Genomic DNA, 18,371 nt, shown 5'->3' with positions numbered 1-18,371 from the left:
GGTCGCGAAGGAGCTCGCGGACCTCGCACAGGACGCGAACAAGGCCCGCCGCCTGGTGGACGACGCCCCCGAAGGCACCCACAACCGGCCCGACAGCGAGCGCACCGCCGAGGGCACCGACCCGGTCGACCTGGCCTCGGGCCGCATGTTCCTCCCGCAGACCGATGTGGTGCTCCCCGGGGTACTGCCCCTCGCTTTCACCCGCCGGGTGGAATCGGGCTACACCGCCGGCCGGTTCTTCGGCCCCTCATGGGCCTCCACCGTCGACGAACGCCTGGAGATCGACGCCAACGGCGTCATCCACGTCACTGACGACGGCCTCCTGATCACCTACCCCCACCCCGTCCCCGGTCTGCCGACTGTCCCGGAGTCCGGCACCTCACGCAGGGTTCTCAGCCGCGACGAGGGGGGCGACTACACGCTCACCGACCCCGACGACGGGCTCGTGCGCCATTTCGACGCACCAACCGGGGCGGAGCCAGGGTGCGACGGTGACGCCTGGCTCGGGCAGGTAAGTGACCGCAACGGCAACACCATCACCTACGACCGCGATGAGGACGGCGCACCCAGGGCCCTGGACCACTCAGCCGGCTACCACCTGGGGCTGACGCTGACGAACGGACTGGTGACAGAACTGGCGCTGCTCACCCCCACGGCGAGCGTAGAGGCGCCCACGGCCGCCGACCGGGAGGCAGCCCTTCCGCTGCGCACCTACGGCTACACGGACGGCAACCTCAGCACCGTCATCAAACCGTCGGGGGCTGCTGCCCTCACCTTCTCCTACGACGACCGTCGCCGAGTAACGGGGTGGACGGATTCAAACGACAGCCGGTACAGCTACACCTACGACGACCGGGACCGCGTCGTCGCGGAAGGCGGTGAGGCGGGCCACTTCCAAGTCACCCTGGCTTATAGCGAACCCGATCCGTCCACGGGTAACCGAACCACCACTCTCACCACCGCCGACGGTCACTCCACACGTCATCTCGTCGATGGCAGGTGCCGGATCCTCGCCACCACCGACCCATTGGGCAACACCACCCGCGACACCTTCGACACCGACGGGAACCGGCTGACGCACACCGACGCGCTAGGACACACGACCGCCTTCTCCTACGACGGTGAGGGCAGAGTCTCCGGGGTCACGCAGGCGGACGGCACCCGTCTGCGCGTCGCGCGGAACCGGCGGGGGCTCGTGACCGAGCTCGTGGAGCCGGACGGCTCCCGCCGCCTGCAAAAATTCGACGACCACGGCAATCGCACGGCGGTCACCGAGCCAGGCGGCAGCACCACCCGCTACACCTACGACATGGCAGGCCGGGTCACGACGGTCACCGACGCGCTGGGGAACGTGACCAGAGTCCGCTGCGACCCTGCCGGACTGCCTGTGGAAATAATCGACCCGCTCGGGCACACCACCCGCTATGACCGGGATCCCCTGGGCCGCCCCGTGCGCGCCACCGACCCACTGGGAGCGGTCACCCTCCTGCGCTGGTCCCTCGACGGTGAACTCGCGGAGCGCACCGGCCCGGACGGCGCCACTGAGTCATGGACCTATGACGGTGAGGGCAACCGGCTCACCCACACCGACCCCGTCGGCGGAACAAGCCGTTTCGAGTACACCCACTTCGACCTGCTGGCGGCCCGGACCAATCCCGACGGATCCCGGTACGAGTTCACGCACGACGCGAACCTACGCCTCACCCAGGTCACCAACCCGCAGGGCCTCACCTGGTCATACACCTACGACCGGGCCGGCCGGTTGGTCTCCGAGACCGACTTCGACGGTCGCACCGTCGGTTACACCGTCGACGCGGCCGGAAGAATGACCGCCTCCGCGACCCCCCTCGGGGAGCGCGTCGCTTATGCTCACGACGCCCTCGGCCGCGTAATCCGCAAGGATGCCGTCGGCCAGGTGACCACCTTCGCTTACGACCCGGCTGGACGGTTGGTACAGGCAAGCGGTCCTGGCACCGAGCTGATCTACCAGTACGACCGCGCCGGACGGGTGAAGACGGAGCTCGTGGACGGCTGTGCCACCACGTACGCGTACGACGCCTTGGGCCGGCGCACTCGCCGGGTCACCCCCACCGGCCGGCGCACCACCTACGAATACGACGCGGTGGGCCGCCCCAGTGAGACGACCGCCGGTGAACGGCGCATCACCTTCACCCACGACGCCGCCGGCCGGGAACGGGAACGCACCTTCGGTGATGCCCTCACCCTCGCCTCCACCTGGGACGCTGCAGGCCGCCTCAGCACTCAGCACCTCATCGGCCGCGACCGCGCAACCTTGAATGCACGCGCCTACACCTACCGCGTCGACGGATATCTCACCGTCCTGGACGACACTCTGAACGGGGCCCGCCGCTTCGACCTGGACGGCGTCGGCCGCGTCACCCGGGTCACGGCCGCCAACTGGAACGAGTCGTACGCCTACGACGCCGCCGGGAACCAGACCGCCGCCAAATGGCCCTCCTCCCACCCGGGACACGACGCCACCGGCCTCCGTTCGTACACCGGCACCACCATCACCCGTGCTGGGAGCACGCGGTACGAGCACGACGCCGCCGGCCGCATCACCCTGCGCCAAAGGACCAGGCTCTCCCGCAAGCCCGACACCTGGCGCTACGAGTGGGACGCGGAGGACCGCATGACCGCGGTCACCACCCCGGACGGCACCCGGTGGCGGTACCGCTACGACCCGCTCGGCCGCCGGATCGCCAAGGAGCGCCTCGGTGACGACCACCGGGCCGTGGTCGAGGAGATCCGCTTCACGTGGGATGGCACCACCCTCTGTGAACAGGTCACCACCGCGGCCGAGCTACCCCGGCCCATCGTCCTCACCTGGGACCACCAAGGGCTCCGGCCTCTGGCCCAGACCGAACGGATCCTCTCCGACGATGTCTCTCAACACATGGTGGACGAACGCTTCTTCGCCATCGTCACCGACTTGGTCGGCGCACCCACCGAACTCGTCGACGAAGCCGGTTCCTTGGCCTGGCACACCCGAACCACCCTTTGGGGCACCACCACCTGGGCCAGACACAGCACCGCGTACACCCCTCTCCGCTTCCCCGGCCAGTACTACGATCCCGAATCCGGCCTCCACCACAACCACCACCGTCATTACGACCCGGAAACAGCCCGCTACCTGACACCGGATCCACTGGGACTGGCCCCGGCACCCAATCCCTCGACGTACGTACACAATCCACACACCTGGTCCGACCCTCTGGGCCTTGCCCCTCGCTGCCTGAACGACACGGGCAGAGAGGGCAAAGACGTCAACGAGAACTTCGTCCCGGGCTCGGCCGAGGGGCAACGGCTCGCCGAACAACTGCGCAGGGAGTCAGCGGGCTCGATCTTCAACGAGAACGGTTGGCTCACGCCTGAGGCCATCACCGACTCCCGGCGAGTGATCGATGGAGAGAGGATCGGCAACCCTGCGGTACGTGAGGCCATGACGTCGGACGGAAGCAATCTCAGCGACTGGGGCAAATACACGACCAAGACGCACCAGTCGCCTTACGGCGACTTCCAGGTGCACTATTATTACAATCCCGAAACGGGGCGAGTTTTGAACTATGATTACAAGGTAATCATGAACAGAAGGTAATTCGACATGCGCGTCCGCGTGAACACAATCCACACCTCGGACCCTAAAATCTTGCAGGGAATCACCGCCCTCACCGACGGGCATGAGTACGTGGTGCTCGAAATTTCCGCACGGTTCAAAATGGGCACCTCGTTCCGCGTCGAGTTCATTGAGGGCGGACTAAGACAGTCCGCCCTCTTCGACACCCGATCTTTCACCGTCACTTCCCACTCCCTGTCGCCGACCTGGCAGTATTTTCAGCTCGATTCCGGCTCTTTCTCACTGTGCCCCGAATCATGGAGCGCACCCGGTTTTTGGGAGGCCTATTACGACGGCGACCCACGGGCGATCGCGGTATACGAAGATGAGCGGGCGACGATCCTGGCCCATTCGTAGGAGTACGGTCGCCCGGCGGACGGTGACCCCGGGCGGACCGGCACTTGACCTACGGCGCGGCCGTACACCTCGCCCGAGGGGTGCAGCCTCAAACCACTGTGCCTACGGTTAACGCGCCGACGGGATACTGGGCTGCATCGACGACGACCTGTCCGAGCCCCGCGCTTCACCCTCGACCCGGCCGGGGCCACGTCACCGCGGTCCACGCGCAGGGCTAAAGCAAAACGTATGCCTAGAACGAGCCGGGCGCACCGGCCGCTCGTGCCCCATCCGTGCCCAGCAGAACGGTCAACAGCGGTGAGCAAGGGCACCGCAAGGCCATGCCAGAAGCTCCTCGAAAGTGGCGAATCACCAGGTCAGAGCGGTTTGGGTCACCGTAAGAGCCGGTGATTCCCAAGCTCAGAGCGCGAGTTCGATTCTCGTCACCCGCTCCATGATGAAGGCCCTGGTCAGCGATCGGGGCCTTTCTTGGCTCTGTCGGAGATCTTGGAGTTCCCAGTGCCGCAGCATGATCAGTGGGCTGAGCTTGCTCCGCTTCGACGGACACCTTTGGTGTGGTGGTCAGGCTGCGAATGCGGTCTCGTATTCGGCGGGGCTGAGGTAGCCGAGGCCGCTGTGCAGTCGGTGCAAGTTGTACCAGCCCTCAATGAAATCGAAGATCGCGGTGCGGGCGGAGGCCCGGCTGGGCCACGCAGAAGTACCGAGCAGTTCGCGTTTGATGGTCGAGAAGAACGACTCGGCGAGCGCGTTGTCCCAGCACTGACCGGTGCGGCCGACCGACAGCCGAACCCCGAACTCGGCTGCCAGGGACGAGAATTGCTGGCTGGTGTATTGACAGCCGCGATCCGAATGGAAGATCACGGGACGGGTGGGGCGCCGCTGCCGACAGGCGGCTGTCAGCGCGTCGGCCACCAGCTCGGTCCGCAGGTGATCGGCGGTTGCCCAGCCGACCACGCGCCGGGAGGCGATGTCGATGACCGTGGCCAGACAGAGCCAGCCCTCGCCGGTCGGGATGTATGTGATGTCGCCGCACCAGCGGGCATCGAGCCCGGCGCGGTCGGGCCGGAAGTCCCGGACGATCAGATCGGGACGCAGGGCGGCCTTGGGATCGGGGACCGTGGTCACCTGCCGCCGGCGGCGGTGCCGGCCTTGCAGCCCGGCGACCCGCATCAGTCGTGCGACACGACGCCGACCGCACCCGGCGCCCTCGCGCGTGAGCACGGCATGTACACGCGGGGACCCATAGGTCCCACGCGATCGCGCATAGACCTCGGTGATCTGCTCGGTCAGCTCAGCATCCCGCACCGCACGAGGACCGGGCAGGCCGGAGCGACGGGCATAGAAGGCGGTCCGGGAGACCTTCATCAGCTCACACGCCCGTTTGACGCTGTGACCTGCACGCTTCTCCGCCTCGATGAACGGGTGCACCGTCACCGGGTCTCCTTCGCGAAGAAAGCCGTGGCCCGCTTGAGGACGTCGACATCCTCGCGCAGCCGGCGGTTCTCCCGCCGCAGCGCTGCCAGTTCCTCGCGCTCACTGCTGGTCAGCCCGTTGCGCTCGCCCGCGTCGGCCTCGGCCTGCTTCACCCAGTCCCGCACCGCGGTCTCGGTCAGTTCGAAGTCTCTGGAGACCTGGCCGACCGAGCGGTCACCCCGCTGGCACAGCCCGACGATCTCGGCCTTGAACTCCGGCGTGAACGATCGACGAGGGCGCCGAGGCTTCTTCTTCCCCATGCTCTCCATGATGGACATCCTCCCGGGGACGAACCCCTGATCTCGAATGTCCGTCAAAGCGGATCAGGCTCAGTCCGCTGTCGCATCGATTTCAAGTACGCCATGGCCTTGAAGCTGGACGATCCCGGCTTCCACCGCAGCGTGCTGGGCGACTTCCGTGAACGACTCGCCCAGGACGACCACCCCGACCGCCTCCTCGATCTGGCGCTCGCCCGCCTGAAAGAGGCCGGACTTGTGCGCGAGCGCACCACGCAGCGCACCGTCCCCGTTATGTTCTTTGCGGTCCTGCAAGAGGGCCGCTGGCCTCCGGGCTCGGCATGATTGTGTCCCCTGTCGAAGGAATGACCTGGGGGGTGGTGTCACCGGGTCCGGGGGTGTTCGTCGGAGACGCTGATCAGAGGCCCGGCCACCGCCCGGTCCGGCGCAATGCCGGACAGTTCGCGGGCGGCAGGTCTGCATAACGTGGATGCGCGAGCACGACACCCGAGCCGAGGCCGGCACCGTCAACACCCTGGAAAAGAAACGATGTTCGAGATCGAAGACGTGGGCGTGTTCCTCGGTTTGGACGTCGGCAAGTCCACTCATCACGGCCATGGGCTGACGCCGGCGGGCAAGAGGGTCTTCGACAAGCCGCTGCCCAGCAGTGAACCGAAACTGCGGGCCGTCTTCGACAAGCTGACCGCGAAGTTCGGCACCGTCCTGGTCATCGTGGACCAGCCCGCCTCCATCGGTGCCCTGCCGCTGACCGTCGCCCGCGACGCCGGCTGCCGCGTCGCCTACCTGCCCGGCCTGGCCATGCGCCGAATCGCCGACCTCTACCCCGGAGAGGCCAAGACCGACGCCAAGAACGCGGCCGTCATCGCCGATGCCGCGCGGACCATGCCGCACACCCTGCGCTCGCTGGAACTGACCGACGAGCAGCACCATCTGGGCCCGCCGCCAGGTCACCACCGACCCAGTGCCCCTGCGGATGATCCGCAGCAACCGCCGACCCTCGTCACCATCGATCTCACGAACCTGCACACGTCCACCCACGTGATCATTCTGGCCCCGTCCGCCGCGCAGGGAAGCACCCACGCGGCAAAACGTCACGAGGCAGACGTTGTCAGCGCGCGGGTCAGTTCGGCGTCGTATTGATCGGCGTCGAAGTGAAAAGTCGGAGGGCGTGCCTCATCAACGGGCACCTGCCAGTCGGACCACTTCACGATCCTGCCGTGACGCTGCACAAACACGGACAGGTAGCCACAGCATCCGCCCGTGCACTCGGGCTCACCCAGCACTACACGTCGTCCCCCGTCGGTTGCCCAGAGGGGGCCCTGGCCATCGGCCGGCAATGCCTTCTCGGCAAACGGGCCGCGGCCTCCCTCTCCGATCGCGGCTGCCACCACTTCCGCGCCATCGATCCGGAAAGACAACTGGGCAGCCCATCGGGGGCCTGGTGGCAACACACTGATCTCAAGCCGATTGAACACCCAAGCACCCTACGGGAGTACTGGCAGCCTCAGTTCCGTTCCTACGGTCGGAGGCGGGCATCTGGCCGCCCATCAGGCAATGTCCGAAGAGGCGAACGTTGCCTGATGCGGCACTAACGGTCGCTACGGCGTATGGCCTCTCAGAAGCGTTCGACCTTTTTTCCGTCCGGGACCTTGTAGCAACCGGACACCAGATCCAGGCTCAGCATCGGCGGGTCACTCTTCGCCATGTTGGTGACCTTGACGCTGACCTTCTTCTTTTCGTTGTCGGCGGTCAGGGTGATGTTTTTGTTCTTGCTGGTATTCGGCCCGTATTCGACGATCTCCCATCCGTGCTTGGGTAGTTCTCCCTTGAGTCGCTCCATCGCCTTGTCTAGGTCGCTCGCCAAGGCAGGGGTGAAGCTCCACGGATGGAAGATGCGGAAGTGTGTCTTTGGGTCCTTGCCTGAGCAGTCCATCACTCCCGGAAAATTCTCCGACGCCTTTCCCTTCACGCCCAGCAGATCGTAGATTTCGCTGGAGACTTTTTCCATCGTGTCGGCGGCGTCAAGCGAGGTGCTCGTGCCGGCGAACGGGACGCCATCGCTCTTCTCGTCGGTCATGCCACATCCTGTCAGGACAGTGAGTACAAGGGGTACGGCGAGCACGGAGGCACGCATTCTGGTCTTCACGTCTGAGCTCTCCTACTTCGAACGCAGTACTTCTTCACTCGTCAATGGGTTGGGCGGCGGCTTCAAGGCCACGTCCTCCCCCTTCCCCGCAACCACCAGGGCCTGATTCTCCAGACTTGTCGACCCCTCATCCCAGTAATCGCTGTGGCCTTCAGTGTCCGTGGTCATCTGGTTGGCACCGAATTGTTCATCGCTGGGAATTCTGAAACCGTCCCCGCCGTGTCCATAGCGACCAAGATCCGGGACCACGTCCCCCTCGGCTTCCGCGTTCCACACATGCCCCTTGGGGACATCCATCTCCTCGGCGTCCGACACCTTGACACCGGGGCTGCCCGCGAAGACGACGTCATCGGCGTTGAGGTCCCCTGTCTGGGCCGCTGCGCCGACCAGGGTCGTCCCGTACGAATGGCTGATCACGGTACGGTGCGGCGCCGTATCGTCGGCGTGTGACGTTTCCAGGCCGTCCAGGAACCGGTTGAGCGCCGGTGCGCCGTCGTACGCGTAGTGTTCGAAGGGGGCGTCCTTGGGTACGGAATCAGGCGCGTCGTATCCGAGCCAGGTGATGGTGGAGACGGACTCACCGCCGGCTTTGGCGTCGGCCGAGTTCCACACATTGACCGAGCGGTTGAGGTCGCCCTCGATCTTTCCGAGTTCCGCTGTCGTACCCGGCACGTAGACCGCCTGGTGATCCGCGGTGTCCGGGTTTCCGTTGGCGAGGATCGCGCGGCCGTCGCCCTCGGTGCTGAAGCTCAGCAGATACGCCTCGGGCAGTCCTTTCGTGCCGGTCTGGTCGAAACGGTTCTGGATCGCGTCCATGCCGTCGATGGATTTGTGGGCGCTTTTACGTGCTTCTTCCCATTCCTTCCATGCCACGCTGTCGACCTTGACGCCCTTCATGATGGTGCCGGTCATGGGGTTGATGTAATCCGTGTGTCGCGTGGGCTCCGGATTCTTCTTGAGCCACGTGTCGTATTCGACCTGAGCGGCACCTCGGGCCTCGGCAAGCACCATGCGGTTGGCCTCGTCACGGACCTCCGCGTGCAACCCGTCCAGCGCTCCGACCGAGGCGGCCTTCGTGGAAAGGTAGGCGGACTGCTCCTCAGGGCTGAGCCCCTTCCACCATGATGCGTTGTCCTTCGGACTGCCATCCTTCGGCGGTTCCGGCAGGGAGTCGAGGTACTTCTTGCCCGCTTCGCGGACCCCGCCCATGTCGGATTGTGCGTCGGCCCAGTCATGCTTGGAGACTGTCAGGTCGTCGTCGGCCTTCAGCGCGCGCAGTTTCGGCGCCCACTTCGTGTCCGCGTCCGTGGCTTCCTTCAACGCATCGGCGATCCGGTTCGCGTACCCCATCGCCTTGCCGTAGTTCGGGTTCGGGTGGATGTTCACTGCCTGGCGCTCGAGGCCATCGGACGTCGGGCTGCCCCCGGCACTCCCGGCCACCGTGCCGCCATCAGCGACCTTCTCGTCGCCGGGCTTCTTGCCTGGCGGATAAGTGACCGAGCCGTCCGGGTTCACCGTGCAACTGGCGGCACGAGCGTCCTCGATCGCCGCGTCCAGCTTCCGTTTGGCCGCCGCCATGTCGAAGGCGAAGCCATTCAGCGCGGTGCTTACCAGACCGCACTCGGTCTGCGAGTAGTGGAAGTTTTTCGACAGCTTCTGGAGCTCCCGCAGGGCGGCCGTCACCGCCTCGCCCTCGAGCCGGTTGCGCATCCCCGCGCAGATCTGGTTGTCGACCGTGTCCTTGGCCGCACTGGCCATGTCGCCGATCCCCCGGTAGCCGTCTGCGGCGTCCTCGTACTCCGACGGCTTGAAAGCTCTCAGTGTCGCAAGATTCATGACCGCGGATCACTTCGCCTTCGTCTGGCCGCCGACAGCCTCGGTGTCCTCGTACTTCACCTTGAGCTTGTCCAGCTCCCCCCTGACCGTCTCGTCAGACGTCGACAGATCGTGACCCGACCTCTCCAGAAGCCCGCCCAGCTCGTCACAGCGGCTGCTCACATCGCCGACGTACTTCTTCCAGGAGTCGTACAGCTCCTTCTGCGCCGCCGCGCTCTGGCACCCATCGGCGTCACCCAGCCCCGCCTGCCCATCGCCCAGCTTTGTCAACGCCTTGCTGATGCCGTCCTTCAGGCCCGTAACACCCTCTCCGGCCTTCACCCATGCCTTCTTGTCCGACCTCAGATCCTCCGAAGCCGCACCTGCCGGAGCCCCACCCCCCTGGTCGGCCGGATACTGATTCAACTGCATCTGTGCGGAACCGCGCACCGCCGCATCAGCCTTGAGCCCCTCCCACTCGTCCCACGCCATCCGCGAAACCCTCCCCGTTTCCCCATTCCCGGGCGGCCCCGGAGCGAGCCGCCATACTCCCCGGCCCCGGCGCGCAAAACAAACGCTCTCCCGGTCCGGCGGCCTGGTCTGGCGCACACGGGCCACCCTCTGGGGGACCACCACCTGGTCTCGGTTCAGTAGGGCTTACACACCGCTCCGGTCCCCGGGCCAGTACCACGACCCGGAAACCGGGCTGCACTACAACCTCAGCCGTCATTACGACCCTGAAACCGCCCGCTACCTCTCTCCCGATCCGCTCGGTCTGGAACCGGCGCCGAATGCGGTCACCTACGTCTCTAATCCGCACCTTTGGTCCGACAGGCTCGCGGAGGAAACCACGGTCAACGGCAGGGGAATGACGGACTACGACCTGCCCACTCCGACGGACGAACGCGCATCTCCCCTCGTACGGAGGCGCCTGGCCTACGTCGCCACCTGCCTGACGGCACGCAGGAGCTCTTCGGCGACACAGCGGTGAGGACTGCTCCTCCTGGTCGCCGCGAGCTTGAGCGCGCACCGGCGTCCTTCTCTGGCACCGGGCAGGTACCCTCTTGCCGCCCCAGCGGCGTGCTGGTGGGCCCAGCAAACAGCGAAGTCGACGTTCACGCCCCAGGGTGACCAGGCCCTTCGCATCGGCTCGGCCTGCTGAGTAAGGACCCTCGCCCACGGGCTGAAACCCCCGGCCCGTCCCACCACGGGGCGCCCGTCCGAGTCCGCCAGCGTATGCCGTCTATCAGCCGCCGTATCCACACGTGTGCACGACCCGGCCCCGAGGCGGACAGCCGAGGCGCCACGAGCCCCACGGATCACGCAACCTCGACTGCCGAGGTCAGGCGCAGAAGCTCGGGACCATCCCGCGCATACCCCGGCATGCTTGCTGCATGTCCTCAACGACTCGCATCACCGTCACGCTCCCCACCGACCAGGTGGCGGAGCTCCGCAAGCTCACGGACAACGTCTCCGGCTATGTGGCCGAAGCCGTGGCCCGCCAGATCCGGCACCAGTTGCTGGGCGACGACCTTCGCCGCCACGAGGAAGAGCACGGAGGCTTCAGCGACGAGGAACTCGCGGAGGCCCGCTCGAAGATCTTCGGCGCCGCCGGCTCCTCCAAGGACGCGGACGCCGCGTGAGCGAGCGCATCGAGACCGTCGTCCTGGACTCGGAAGGGCTCTCCGCCTGGATCGCACAGGACCGCAAGCTCCTCGCGATGCTTCGGGTCTTCCACGACATGGGAGCCGACCTCGTGATCGGAGCGAACACCATCGTGGAAGTCACCTACTCCCGCACCGACATGCCTCGCCCGAACTGGACCCTGCCCCGCGTCAAGGTGGAACCGGTCACCGAACAAGCGGCGAAGGCGGCAGCGGAACTCCTCAAGGGCGCCGGACTGCACGGGCACAAGCACGCCATCGACGCCACGGTCGCCGAGGTCGCGCTCCGCCAGCCGAAACCCGTCGCCCTGCTGACCTCCGACAGCGACGACATGACCAAGCTCTGCGGCAACCAAGCCCGCATCATCCCCCTCTGACCAGCCGGCCCGCCCGGAGCACGCACCTCGCAGGACCCATTGCACCGCCGGTCCTCGTGCCCCATCCGTGCCCAGCAGAGCGGACAACAGCGGTCAGATGCGGCTCCCACAGACCGGGGCCCTCCACCTGCCCCTCGCGGAATCGCAGGTCAGGGCCTATTCAAAAACCCAGGCACCGCTGGTTCCCACGCTCGGAGCGCGAGTTCGATTCTCGTCACCCGCTCCATACATTCCATGCGAAAGCCCCAGGTCAGCGACCTGGGGCTTCCGTGTTGCCCAGAACCTGCAGGAGCATGTGCGGCAGTGCAGGGCGGCGGCAGAGACGTTGCAGAGAGCCAATGCCGGCTTCGCCGCAACCACGGCTCAGGGATCCCAGTCGACCGGGCTCAGCCGCGCGAACGGCCGGGGGGTCAGCCCTGTCGTTTGAGTTCGCGCACGGCCGCGGGCAATGCGAGGCACAGGGCGAAGGAGGTCGCGAAGCCGCCTCCCCCAGCCAGAACGACATCAGCGGTGCCAACGCCTGACCGCAGTACCAAATGGCTCACGACGAGGCCGACCACCATGGAGGAGGCAACGTAAAGCGCCAGCCACAGCTGCCACGTACGTCCGGAACGGGCTGTCGATTCGGGCATGGACTCGATCCTTTCGAGGGTCACGGGCGAGAAGGAGAAGGCGCGGGTAGGGGAGATCTGCGGTGGCAGGCCGTCACAGCGGCTCGACCGACCCGTGCAGCACGTGTTCGGCGAGCTCGGCCCGCAGCCGGCCAAGTGCCGAGGCGTACGCGGCGTACGCATCGGCGCGTCGGCCGAGCTCGCCGAGGAGGTCCACGCTCCGCCGCTGGTGCTCGATCGGTGGAAAGCGCACGGGAAGGTGGCCCAGAGCCGCAGAGCTCAGCGAGGGCGCTGCCGTGGCCGCGGCACGGTGGGACATCCACTCGCGCGCGTACCGGAGGCCCAGGTAGGCGTGGAGGTACAGGGGGTCGATCTCGGCCTCCGGGCGTACGCGCAGACGCGTCACATTAGAGCTGAGCAGCCATCCGGCCTGCCGGCCGGAGACCAGCGCGGGTTGTTGCTGCGCGCCCGTCCGCACGCAAACGATGTCGTTCGGAAGCAACTCGAACTTCTTGAAGCGGTCGGCCGTCTTCCACGGCACGCGGTCCCGGGTTTCGTCCGCGATCTTCCCTTCGACGAGATCCTGCGGAAAGACGAGTGGAATACCGGCGTCTGCCGTGCGTGCCTCTGCTGGTAGGCGGGTGTACGACGGACCAGGTTGGATCTCACACAGGTCCTTGAGCACGGTCTCGTTCCAGCGTCCGGGCCCCGATCCCGTGCGGTAGCCGTTCCCCGATTCCATCGCCCGCTGCTCCAGCAGACGGAGCTTGTCCGTATGCTCCGCCGCGTCCTCTCCGGCTTCGCGCAACTGGGACGCGACGGGAGGAGCGCCGTAATTTCCGCTCCCCAGGTAGTCGGCGGGACGAAGTGAACACTCATCGTCGGCGACGACTGCGCGGGCCACGACGACAGCCGAGAAGCCTCGCTCGGCAGCACGCACCGCGTACTCACTGTCCGGGCACTGCTCCCCGTCAAGCCACGGCCGGACCACGGCCGTGATCGCGTCGCGATCCGCGTCCCGCAGCACGCGCCGACGCCGGACCTTTGTCCCCAACTCCTGGGAGTCGACAAACAGGATGCCGTCCCTCAGCGGATGCTCCGCTCGTCGCAGCACCCACAGGGAAACCGGCACGGGCGTCGCGGAGAACAGATGGGATGGCACCGTGATGACGCACTCCACGGCCCATCCACGGACAAGGGCGCGGCGGATGTCACGCTCGGCGGTGTTCACCGAGTTGCCCGCCTTGACCGGCATGACCACCACTGCGCGACCGCCGGGTGCCAGCGCACCAAGGACGTACTGCACCCAGGCGAAGTTGTCATTGCCTCGCGGTGGTGATCCGTACGGCCAGTTGCCCGTCCGGCGCCCGGGGCCGGGTGCGTCGCTCATGTTGAACGGAGGGTTCGTCAGCACCACGTCGACATCGTGCTCGCGGCTCGGTGGCCATCGGTCGGATCGGGTGCTGGTCAGCTTCGGTCGCACGCCGAGGTGGAGAAGGTACAGACTCGCGACCGCTTGCAGCCGGCCGTCGAGGGTCTCGCCGTACACGGTCCCCCGCGCGCCTCCGATGTGCCGGTACGCAGCCGCCAGCATCTCTCCGCCCCTCATGTAGGGGTCGAGCACCGTGGTCTTCTGCCCGGGGGTCAGTACGAGTGCCGCGGACAACGAGGCCAGGCCCACCGGGCTGCAGAACTCCGAGCTCTGCAGCCCTTCCCGGGCGCTGAACGACTCCCACACGAGCTGGAACGCGCCAACGCCTGTGCCTGCTGCCGTTCGCACGGCCGTGGTGAGGTCGTCCCAGCTCCGCGGTTCCAGTTGCAGCAAGCTGCTGCGCATGTCGGTGCGGTCGCCGTTCCGGCGCAGCGTGTCCTGGGCCATGTCGCCGAGGGAACGGAGCAGCGATTGCGTATCCCTGGCCCCTTGACCGGTGGACATGGCGTCCTCGATCCGGCGCCACTGCTCCGGTTCCGCATGTCGTACATACATCACGATGAGACAGAGATTCACGAAGTCCGCCATCGTCGCCGGGCCTCGGACCCGGTCTGCGAGTCGGCCCATCAGCTGGTCGACGGCGTTCCTGTCCTCGGCCCCAATGCGTTGAACACGACTCCCCACGGCTTTCGACTCCGCAGACGGCCGGTCACCGCTGGTCCGGCGGAATCGGTCAGCATAGGTGGTTCCCGCCTGCTCTCCGTCGCGCAACTGCGATTGAGGAATGGTGCGGTTCCTCAGCCACCGCGCGATCTCGGCCTCGTGGAAGAGCTCCGTTTCACCGGAGCGCACAGGGACGGGAAAGTCCTTGTGCCGCCGGGCCCAGTTCGACACGGCCGGGCGCCTTACGCCCGCGCGCTCCGCGATCTGAGTTCGGGTGACAAGACCGGTTTGCTCATTGTGCGTCAACTGCATGTCGGCTCCCGGCGGTTGGGGTTGTCGATCTTCCGATGCGAGGACCGTACGAGGAAGAAGACACACGAGCCAAACGCGCATTCACAGTGCTCACCTTGTCTGCCTGGGCGGAGCGGTAGGCAATCCACCCCGTCACGACCACTGCAGAGACGAAGCGGGACGCGAAAGCGGGTCCAGCAACGCTTCTGCGACCAGGCCATCCACTCAGGTCCATCGATTACATGGGTTAACAGAAATCTCGCGCCGGCCTCCTCGTACGCCAGTTGCGTGCAGGACTACCGAGGAGTGCCGCCAGCCGCTTCTGTAGCGAGCAGGACACCTTCGAGGCCGCTGTCCATCGCCGGGCGCAGGTGGCTCCCCTGTTCCGCTCATCGCGGTAGAAAGAGGCCGCGCGGCCGGTTCCTTCCTGTTCCGTGCAGCCTCAACGCCCATCACCTCGGGGGTCCGCCTGATGCACAGGCCCCCATGAACCGCCGGAGCCCCGTCGGGCTCGAAGAGCCCGGACCGACCCCACGAACCTCCTGCATCACGCTCCGTTATATATGTTGCTACTATCCATGAGAGTATCTTGAATGGAAGTATCAGGGATTATGCAACGGAGGTGGACTGCCGTGAACGGTTTCATCGGGCGCCGCACCGAACTCGGTCTTCTGGACGACCTGTTGCATCCGGTGAAGACCGGCGGGCGCAGCGGGCGTCCGGGGCGGGCCGTCCTGATCCGCGGGCGCCGCCGGGTGGGCAAGTCCCGCTTGGTGGAGGAGTTCCTGGAGCAGGCCGGTCTGCCGCATGTGTTCTTCACCGCTGTCGGCGGCTCCCGCGAGGGGGACCTGGCGGGTTTCGCCGCCGAGGTGGCCGCTTCCCGGCTTCCCGACGCAGCGCGGTTCAGTGATTTCACCGCCCCGCTGACCTGGGACGCCGCGCTGACCATGCTCGCCTCCGCTCTGCCCACCGACTCCCCCAGCGTGGTGGTCCTCGACGAGATGCCCTACCTCGTACGCGAGGACCCGAGCTTCGAGGGGACACTGCAGAAGGTATTCGACCGGACCTTGTCGAAACTGCCCGTTCTGCTCGTCCTCATCGGCTCCGACATCGCCATGATGGAACAGCTCAACACCTACGGAAGGCCCTTCTATCAGCGAGGCACCGAAATGGTCGTGCCACCGCTGAATCCAGCAGAGATCGCCTCGATGCTCGATCTGCCGCCCGCCGACGCCTTCGACGCCTACCTGATCTCCGGCGGGCTCCCACTCATCCTGGAGGAATGGCCACAGGGCGCCGGGCTCTGGGAGTACCTCGAACTGGCCCTGCGCAGACCGACCTCCGCCCTGCTGGTCAGCGGCGAACGGTCCCTGGCTGCCGAGTTCCCCGCCGAGGCGCAAGCTCGCACTGTCCTGGGCGCCATCGGCCACGGCGAACGCACCTTCACCCTGATCGGCAGAGCCGCCGGCGGCCTCAACCCCAGCTCGGTAAGCCGCTCGCTCGAGCTCCTCACCTCACGCCGCATGGTCGCCGCCGAACTGCCCCTTTCCACCAAACCCAGCCGTGAGACCCGCTATCGCATCGACGACCCGTACCTGCGCTTCTGGCTCTCCTTCATCGGCCCAGGCATCCCCGCAATCGAACGCGGCCGTGGCGACCGCGTCCTCGAGACCATCCGTGCCAGTTGGACGTCCTGGCGAGGCAGGGCCATCGAGCCCGTCATCCGCGAAGCTTTGTGGCGACTGGGCTCCGATGATGGACAGCTGCCTGTAGGCACCCATGCGATCGGTGGCTACTGGACCCGCACCAACGACCCGGAGATCGACATCGTCGGAGCCGACCGCTCCCCCATCGCCAAGAAGATCACGCTCGTGGGTTCGGTCAAGTGGCTGGAGAAGAAGCCCTTCGACAACCGCGACCTTGCCCGCCTCATCACCCACCGATCCCAACTTCCCGGCGCCGACGACACCACCCCCTTGCTCGCCGTCACCCGCAGCGGCTGCACCGCCGACGTCCCCGCTCTCACGCCCGAGGACCTCCATGACGCCTGGACCTGAATCTGTGACCGGCCGTGCCACAACGTGCCAGTAGCAGCGGTAAAGAGCGGTCATCACAAGTGCCGATACGACACTCGGATCCGGGAAGCATCAGCCTGTTCCCACAGGTCAGGTCGCATATCGATGCCCGAGCGTCGCGTGATTCCCAAGTTCAGAGCGCGAGTTCGATTCTCGTCCCCCGCTCCATGAAAAAGCCCCAGGCCAGCGGCCGGGGGCTTCCTTGTGTGGGTCACCTTGGATGCGTCCGGTCGGCTTCGGTGGCCTCTCCCTGGATAATCGACGTATGGCATCACAGCCCAGTCTTTCTGATCTCCGCCGTGCCAAGTTCGCCCGGCGAACGCCCGCAGCGCTCTCCGAGCTTGTCGGCCCCGAGCACGGCACAGTGAGCCTGCCACTTCACCTGGCGTGGTCGGGACTGACCACGTTCGATCTCGATCAGCCCCGGCTGCGGATGAGCTACTACCGCATCGTCCTGGCCGAAGGCCAGCACGATGATCTGGTCCGGTATCTCAATCGCGGCCTTCTCATCAGCCTGTGGCCCACACTGCGCACGCTGATCAGCCGTGACGTCCGTGAAGTCTGGGAACGCTCCTTCGACGAGCTGGCTCACAGCACCCAGGCCGCTGCGTGAACCTCACCGGTCTGCACCGTCGCCTGCTTGCAGACGTGCTCGCCGTGGGTGGCGAATATCCTCTGGCGCTTACCGGTGGCTACGCAGTCCAGGCGCACGGCCTGGTCGACCGGCTGAGCCAGGACCTAGATGTCGCGACCGAAAACCCCGAGCGCATGGACAACATTGCGACTGCCGTACGCATCGGCTTGGAGCAGCGCGGGTGGCAGGTCAGTGCTCTGGAAACAGACCCGCTGTCCGCGCGCCTGATCGTCACCGACCCGGTCAGCCGTGAAGAGTGCGAGGTTGACATCCTCAAGGAAGCACTCTGGCGGCCACCCGTAAACACCGAGTACGGCTTGGTGTTGTCCCTCGAAGATGTTGTGGGCACGAAAGTCCGCGCCTTGGCCGACCGCGGACTCGCCAGGGACCTTATCGACGTGCAGGCCGCCACGGGCCGTTGGAACCCCGTCGAACTCGAGGAACTCGGCCGGCGCCATGCCCGGGACTCCTTCGATCTCAGCGAGCTCCAAGCTCGGCTGGGCGGAGCCGACTGGATCGATGACACGGAATTCGCCGCCTACGGACTCGACGAGGAGGCGATCGCCGGGCTGCGTCAGTGGGCACAGACCTGGGCCGACGACATCGGGGAACGGCTTCACGAGCTCGCGTCCCCGCACGAGGACTGATGGTCTGACCGCATGCCCACTACGCGACAGGCCGCAGTTCGCGAGAGGGACTGATCGCCTCTCGGCCGTCGTGCCCCATCCGTGCCCTTCGGAGCGGACAACAGCAGTCAAGCACGGCGCCCATAGACCACGCCGATCTCACCTGAGCCGGGTAAACATGCAGGTCAGGTCGACTACGCCAATCCAAGCACCGGTGATTCCCAAGCTCAGAGCGCGAGTTCGATTCTCGTCACCCGCTCCATGAAAAAGCCCCAGGCCAACGGCCAGGGGCTTCTTTGTTGTCCGGACCACG

At 66.3% G+C, this 18,371-nt stretch carries 15 protein-coding genes and 3 pseudogenes; 10 read left to right on the top strand and 8 right to left on the bottom strand.

Going from position 1 to position 18,371, the window contains the following annotated elements:
- Positions 1-3,619: RHS repeat-associated core domain-containing protein (locus tag ACF1FZ_RS34390; RefSeq protein ID WP_391777295.1), on the top strand; the 3,619-nt coding region annotated here is incomplete at its 5' end.
- 6 nt (positions 3,620-3,625) lie between these two features.
- Positions 3,626-3,994 (top strand): hypothetical protein, encoded by a 369-nt coding sequence (locus tag ACF1FZ_RS34385; RefSeq protein ID WP_391777294.1) that lies wholly within the window; start codon positions 3,626-3,628, stop codon positions 3,992-3,994.
- Positions 3,995-4,555: 561 nt separating this feature from the next.
- Here the strand turns inward: ACF1FZ_RS34385 and ACF1FZ_RS34380 are convergent.
- Together ACF1FZ_RS34380 and ACF1FZ_RS34375 are read right to left on the bottom strand one after the other, a co-directional pair.
- Entirely contained in the window at positions 4,556-5,428 is an 873-nt protein-coding gene (locus ACF1FZ_RS34380) for an IS3 family transposase (protein WP_391777293.1), read from the bottom strand.
- On the bottom strand, positions 5,425-5,736 hold the full coding sequence (locus tag ACF1FZ_RS34375) for a transposase (RefSeq protein ID WP_391777292.1): 312 nt from the start codon (positions 5,734-5,736) through the stop codon (positions 5,425-5,427). The genes ACF1FZ_RS34380 and ACF1FZ_RS34375 overlap by 4 nt, the downstream gene beginning before the upstream one ends.
- Positions 5,737-5,835: 99 nt before the next feature.
- Here ACF1FZ_RS34375 and ACF1FZ_RS34370 point away from each other — a divergent pair, with 99 nt between their 5' ends.
- A complete protein-coding gene (locus tag ACF1FZ_RS34370) occupies positions 5,836-6,048 on the top strand; it encodes a hypothetical protein (protein ID WP_391777291.1) in 213 nt (70 codons plus the stop codon).
- A 204-nt stretch (positions 6,049-6,252) separates the two neighbouring features.
- Positions 6,253-6,645 (top strand): annotated as a pseudogene (locus tag ACF1FZ_RS34365) (IS110 family transposase); the annotation flags it as partial.
- Here the strand turns inward: ACF1FZ_RS34365 and ACF1FZ_RS34360 are convergent.
- From ACF1FZ_RS34360 to ACF1FZ_RS34345, 4 genes and pseudogenes are all read right to left on the bottom strand, one after another.
- A pseudogene (locus tag ACF1FZ_RS34360) lies at positions 6,634-6,762 on the bottom strand (IS630 family transposase); the annotation flags it as partial. The pseudogenes ACF1FZ_RS34365 and ACF1FZ_RS34360 sit on opposite strands and share 12 nt — an antisense overlap.
- 577 nt (positions 6,763-7,339) lie before the next feature.
- A complete protein-coding gene (locus ACF1FZ_RS34355) occupies positions 7,340-7,801 on the bottom strand; it encodes a hypothetical protein (RefSeq protein WP_391777290.1) in 462 nt (153 codons plus the stop codon).
- A gap of 81 nt (positions 7,802-7,882) precedes the next feature.
- Positions 7,883-9,706: an alpha/beta hydrolase gene (locus tag ACF1FZ_RS34350; protein ID WP_391777289.1), complete on the bottom strand. Its 1,824-nt coding sequence runs from the start codon at positions 9,704-9,706 to the stop codon at positions 7,883-7,885.
- Positions 9,707-9,715: 9 nt separating this feature from the next.
- Positions 9,716-10,177, bottom strand: coding sequence for a hypothetical protein (locus tag ACF1FZ_RS34345; protein WP_391777288.1), 462 nt, complete (start codon positions 10,175-10,177; stop codon positions 9,716-9,718).
- A 94-nt stretch (positions 10,178-10,271) separates the two neighbouring features.
- Between ACF1FZ_RS34345 and ACF1FZ_RS34340 the strand changes: the two are divergent.
- The 3 genes and pseudogenes from ACF1FZ_RS34340 to ACF1FZ_RS34330 all read left to right on the top strand — a co-directional run.
- Positions 10,272-10,523 (top strand): annotated as a pseudogene (locus tag ACF1FZ_RS34340) (RHS repeat-associated core domain-containing protein); the annotation flags it as partial.
- Positions 10,524-11,079: 556 nt separating this feature from the next.
- A complete protein-coding gene (locus ACF1FZ_RS34335) occupies positions 11,080-11,328 on the top strand; it encodes a hypothetical protein (protein ID WP_391777287.1) in 249 nt (82 codons plus the stop codon).
- Positions 11,325-11,726, top strand: coding sequence for a DNA-binding protein (locus ACF1FZ_RS34330; protein WP_391777286.1), 402 nt, complete (start codon positions 11,325-11,327; stop codon positions 11,724-11,726). Before ACF1FZ_RS34335 ends, ACF1FZ_RS34330 begins: the two co-directional genes overlap by 4 nt.
- A 410-nt stretch (positions 11,727-12,136) precedes the next feature.
- Here the strand turns inward: ACF1FZ_RS34330 and ACF1FZ_RS34325 are convergent, their stop codons facing one another.
- Positions 12,137-12,358 carry a hypothetical protein gene (locus tag ACF1FZ_RS34325; protein ID WP_391777285.1) on the bottom strand — a complete coding sequence of 74 codons (222 nt, stop codon included), beginning with the start codon at positions 12,356-12,358 and terminating at the stop codon, positions 12,137-12,139.
- Between the two features lie 73 nt (positions 12,359-12,431).
- Positions 12,432-14,216: an N-6 DNA methylase gene (locus ACF1FZ_RS34320; RefSeq protein ID WP_391777284.1), complete on the bottom strand. Its 1,785-nt coding sequence runs from the start codon at positions 14,214-14,216 to the stop codon at positions 12,432-12,434.
- A 1,139-nt stretch (positions 14,217-15,355) separates the two neighbouring features.
- Between ACF1FZ_RS34320 and ACF1FZ_RS34315 the strand changes: the two genes are divergently transcribed.
- The 3 genes from ACF1FZ_RS34315 to ACF1FZ_RS34305 all read left to right on the top strand — a co-directional run bounded on the left by ACF1FZ_RS34315 (position 15,356) and on the right by ACF1FZ_RS34305 (position 18,079).
- A complete protein-coding gene (locus ACF1FZ_RS34315; protein ID WP_391777283.1) occupies positions 15,356-16,780 on the top strand; it encodes an ATP-binding protein in 1,425 nt (474 codons plus the stop codon).
- A gap of 283 nt (positions 16,781-17,063) precedes the next feature.
- Positions 17,064-17,411, top strand: coding sequence for a transcriptional regulator (locus ACF1FZ_RS34310; protein WP_391777282.1), 348 nt, complete (start codon positions 17,064-17,066; stop codon positions 17,409-17,411).
- Complete coding sequence (locus ACF1FZ_RS34305) at positions 17,408-18,079, top strand: nucleotidyl transferase AbiEii/AbiGii toxin family protein (RefSeq protein WP_391777281.1); 672 nt, start codon at positions 17,408-17,410, stop codon at positions 18,077-18,079. Before ACF1FZ_RS34310 ends, ACF1FZ_RS34305 begins: the two co-directional genes overlap by 4 nt.
- Positions 18,080-18,371: the final 292 nt, after the last annotated feature.

This window comes from Streptomyces sp. NPDC014623, from assembly GCF_043088245.1.
GTDB lineage: Bacteria > Actinomycetota > Actinomycetes > Streptomycetales > Streptomycetaceae > Streptomyces.
The sequence above is the reverse complement of the archived record's forward strand: the minus strand, read 5'-3'. Positions and strand labels throughout refer to the sequence as shown.

What these genes read in the sequence shown, in the direction of transcription:
- ACF1FZ_RS34320 (WP_391777284.1), bottom strand. Translation starts at nt 14,216, where the DNA reads ATGGCCCAGGACACGCTGCGCCGGAACGGCGACCGCACCGACATGCGC.
- ACF1FZ_RS34350 (WP_391777289.1), bottom strand. Translation starts at nt 9,706, where the DNA reads ATGAATCTTGCGACACTGAGAGCTTTCAAGCCGTCGGAGTACGAGGAC.
- ACF1FZ_RS34375 (WP_391777292.1), bottom strand. Translation starts at nt 5,736, where the DNA reads ATGGAGAGCATGGGGAAGAAGAAGCCTCGGCGCCCTCGTCGATCGTTC.
- ACF1FZ_RS34385 (WP_391777294.1), top strand. Translation starts at nt 3,626, where the DNA reads ATGCGCGTCCGCGTGAACACAATCCACACCTCGGACCCTAAAATCTTG.
- ACF1FZ_RS34345 (WP_391777288.1), bottom strand. Translation starts at nt 10,177, where the DNA reads ATGGCGTGGGACGAGTGGGAGGGGCTCAAGGCTGATGCGGCGGTGCGC.
- ACF1FZ_RS34335 (WP_391777287.1), top strand. Translation starts at nt 11,080, where the DNA reads ATGTCCTCAACGACTCGCATCACCGTCACGCTCCCCACCGACCAGGTG.
- ACF1FZ_RS34325 (WP_391777285.1), bottom strand. Translation starts at nt 12,358, where the DNA reads ATGCCCGAATCGACAGCCCGTTCCGGACGTACGTGGCAGCTGTGGCTG.
- ACF1FZ_RS34310 (WP_391777282.1), top strand. Translation starts at nt 17,064, where the DNA reads ATGGCATCACAGCCCAGTCTTTCTGATCTCCGCCGTGCCAAGTTCGCC.
- ACF1FZ_RS34355 (WP_391777290.1), bottom strand. Translation starts at nt 7,801, where the DNA reads ATGACCGACGAGAAGAGCGATGGCGTCCCGTTCGCCGGCACGAGCACC.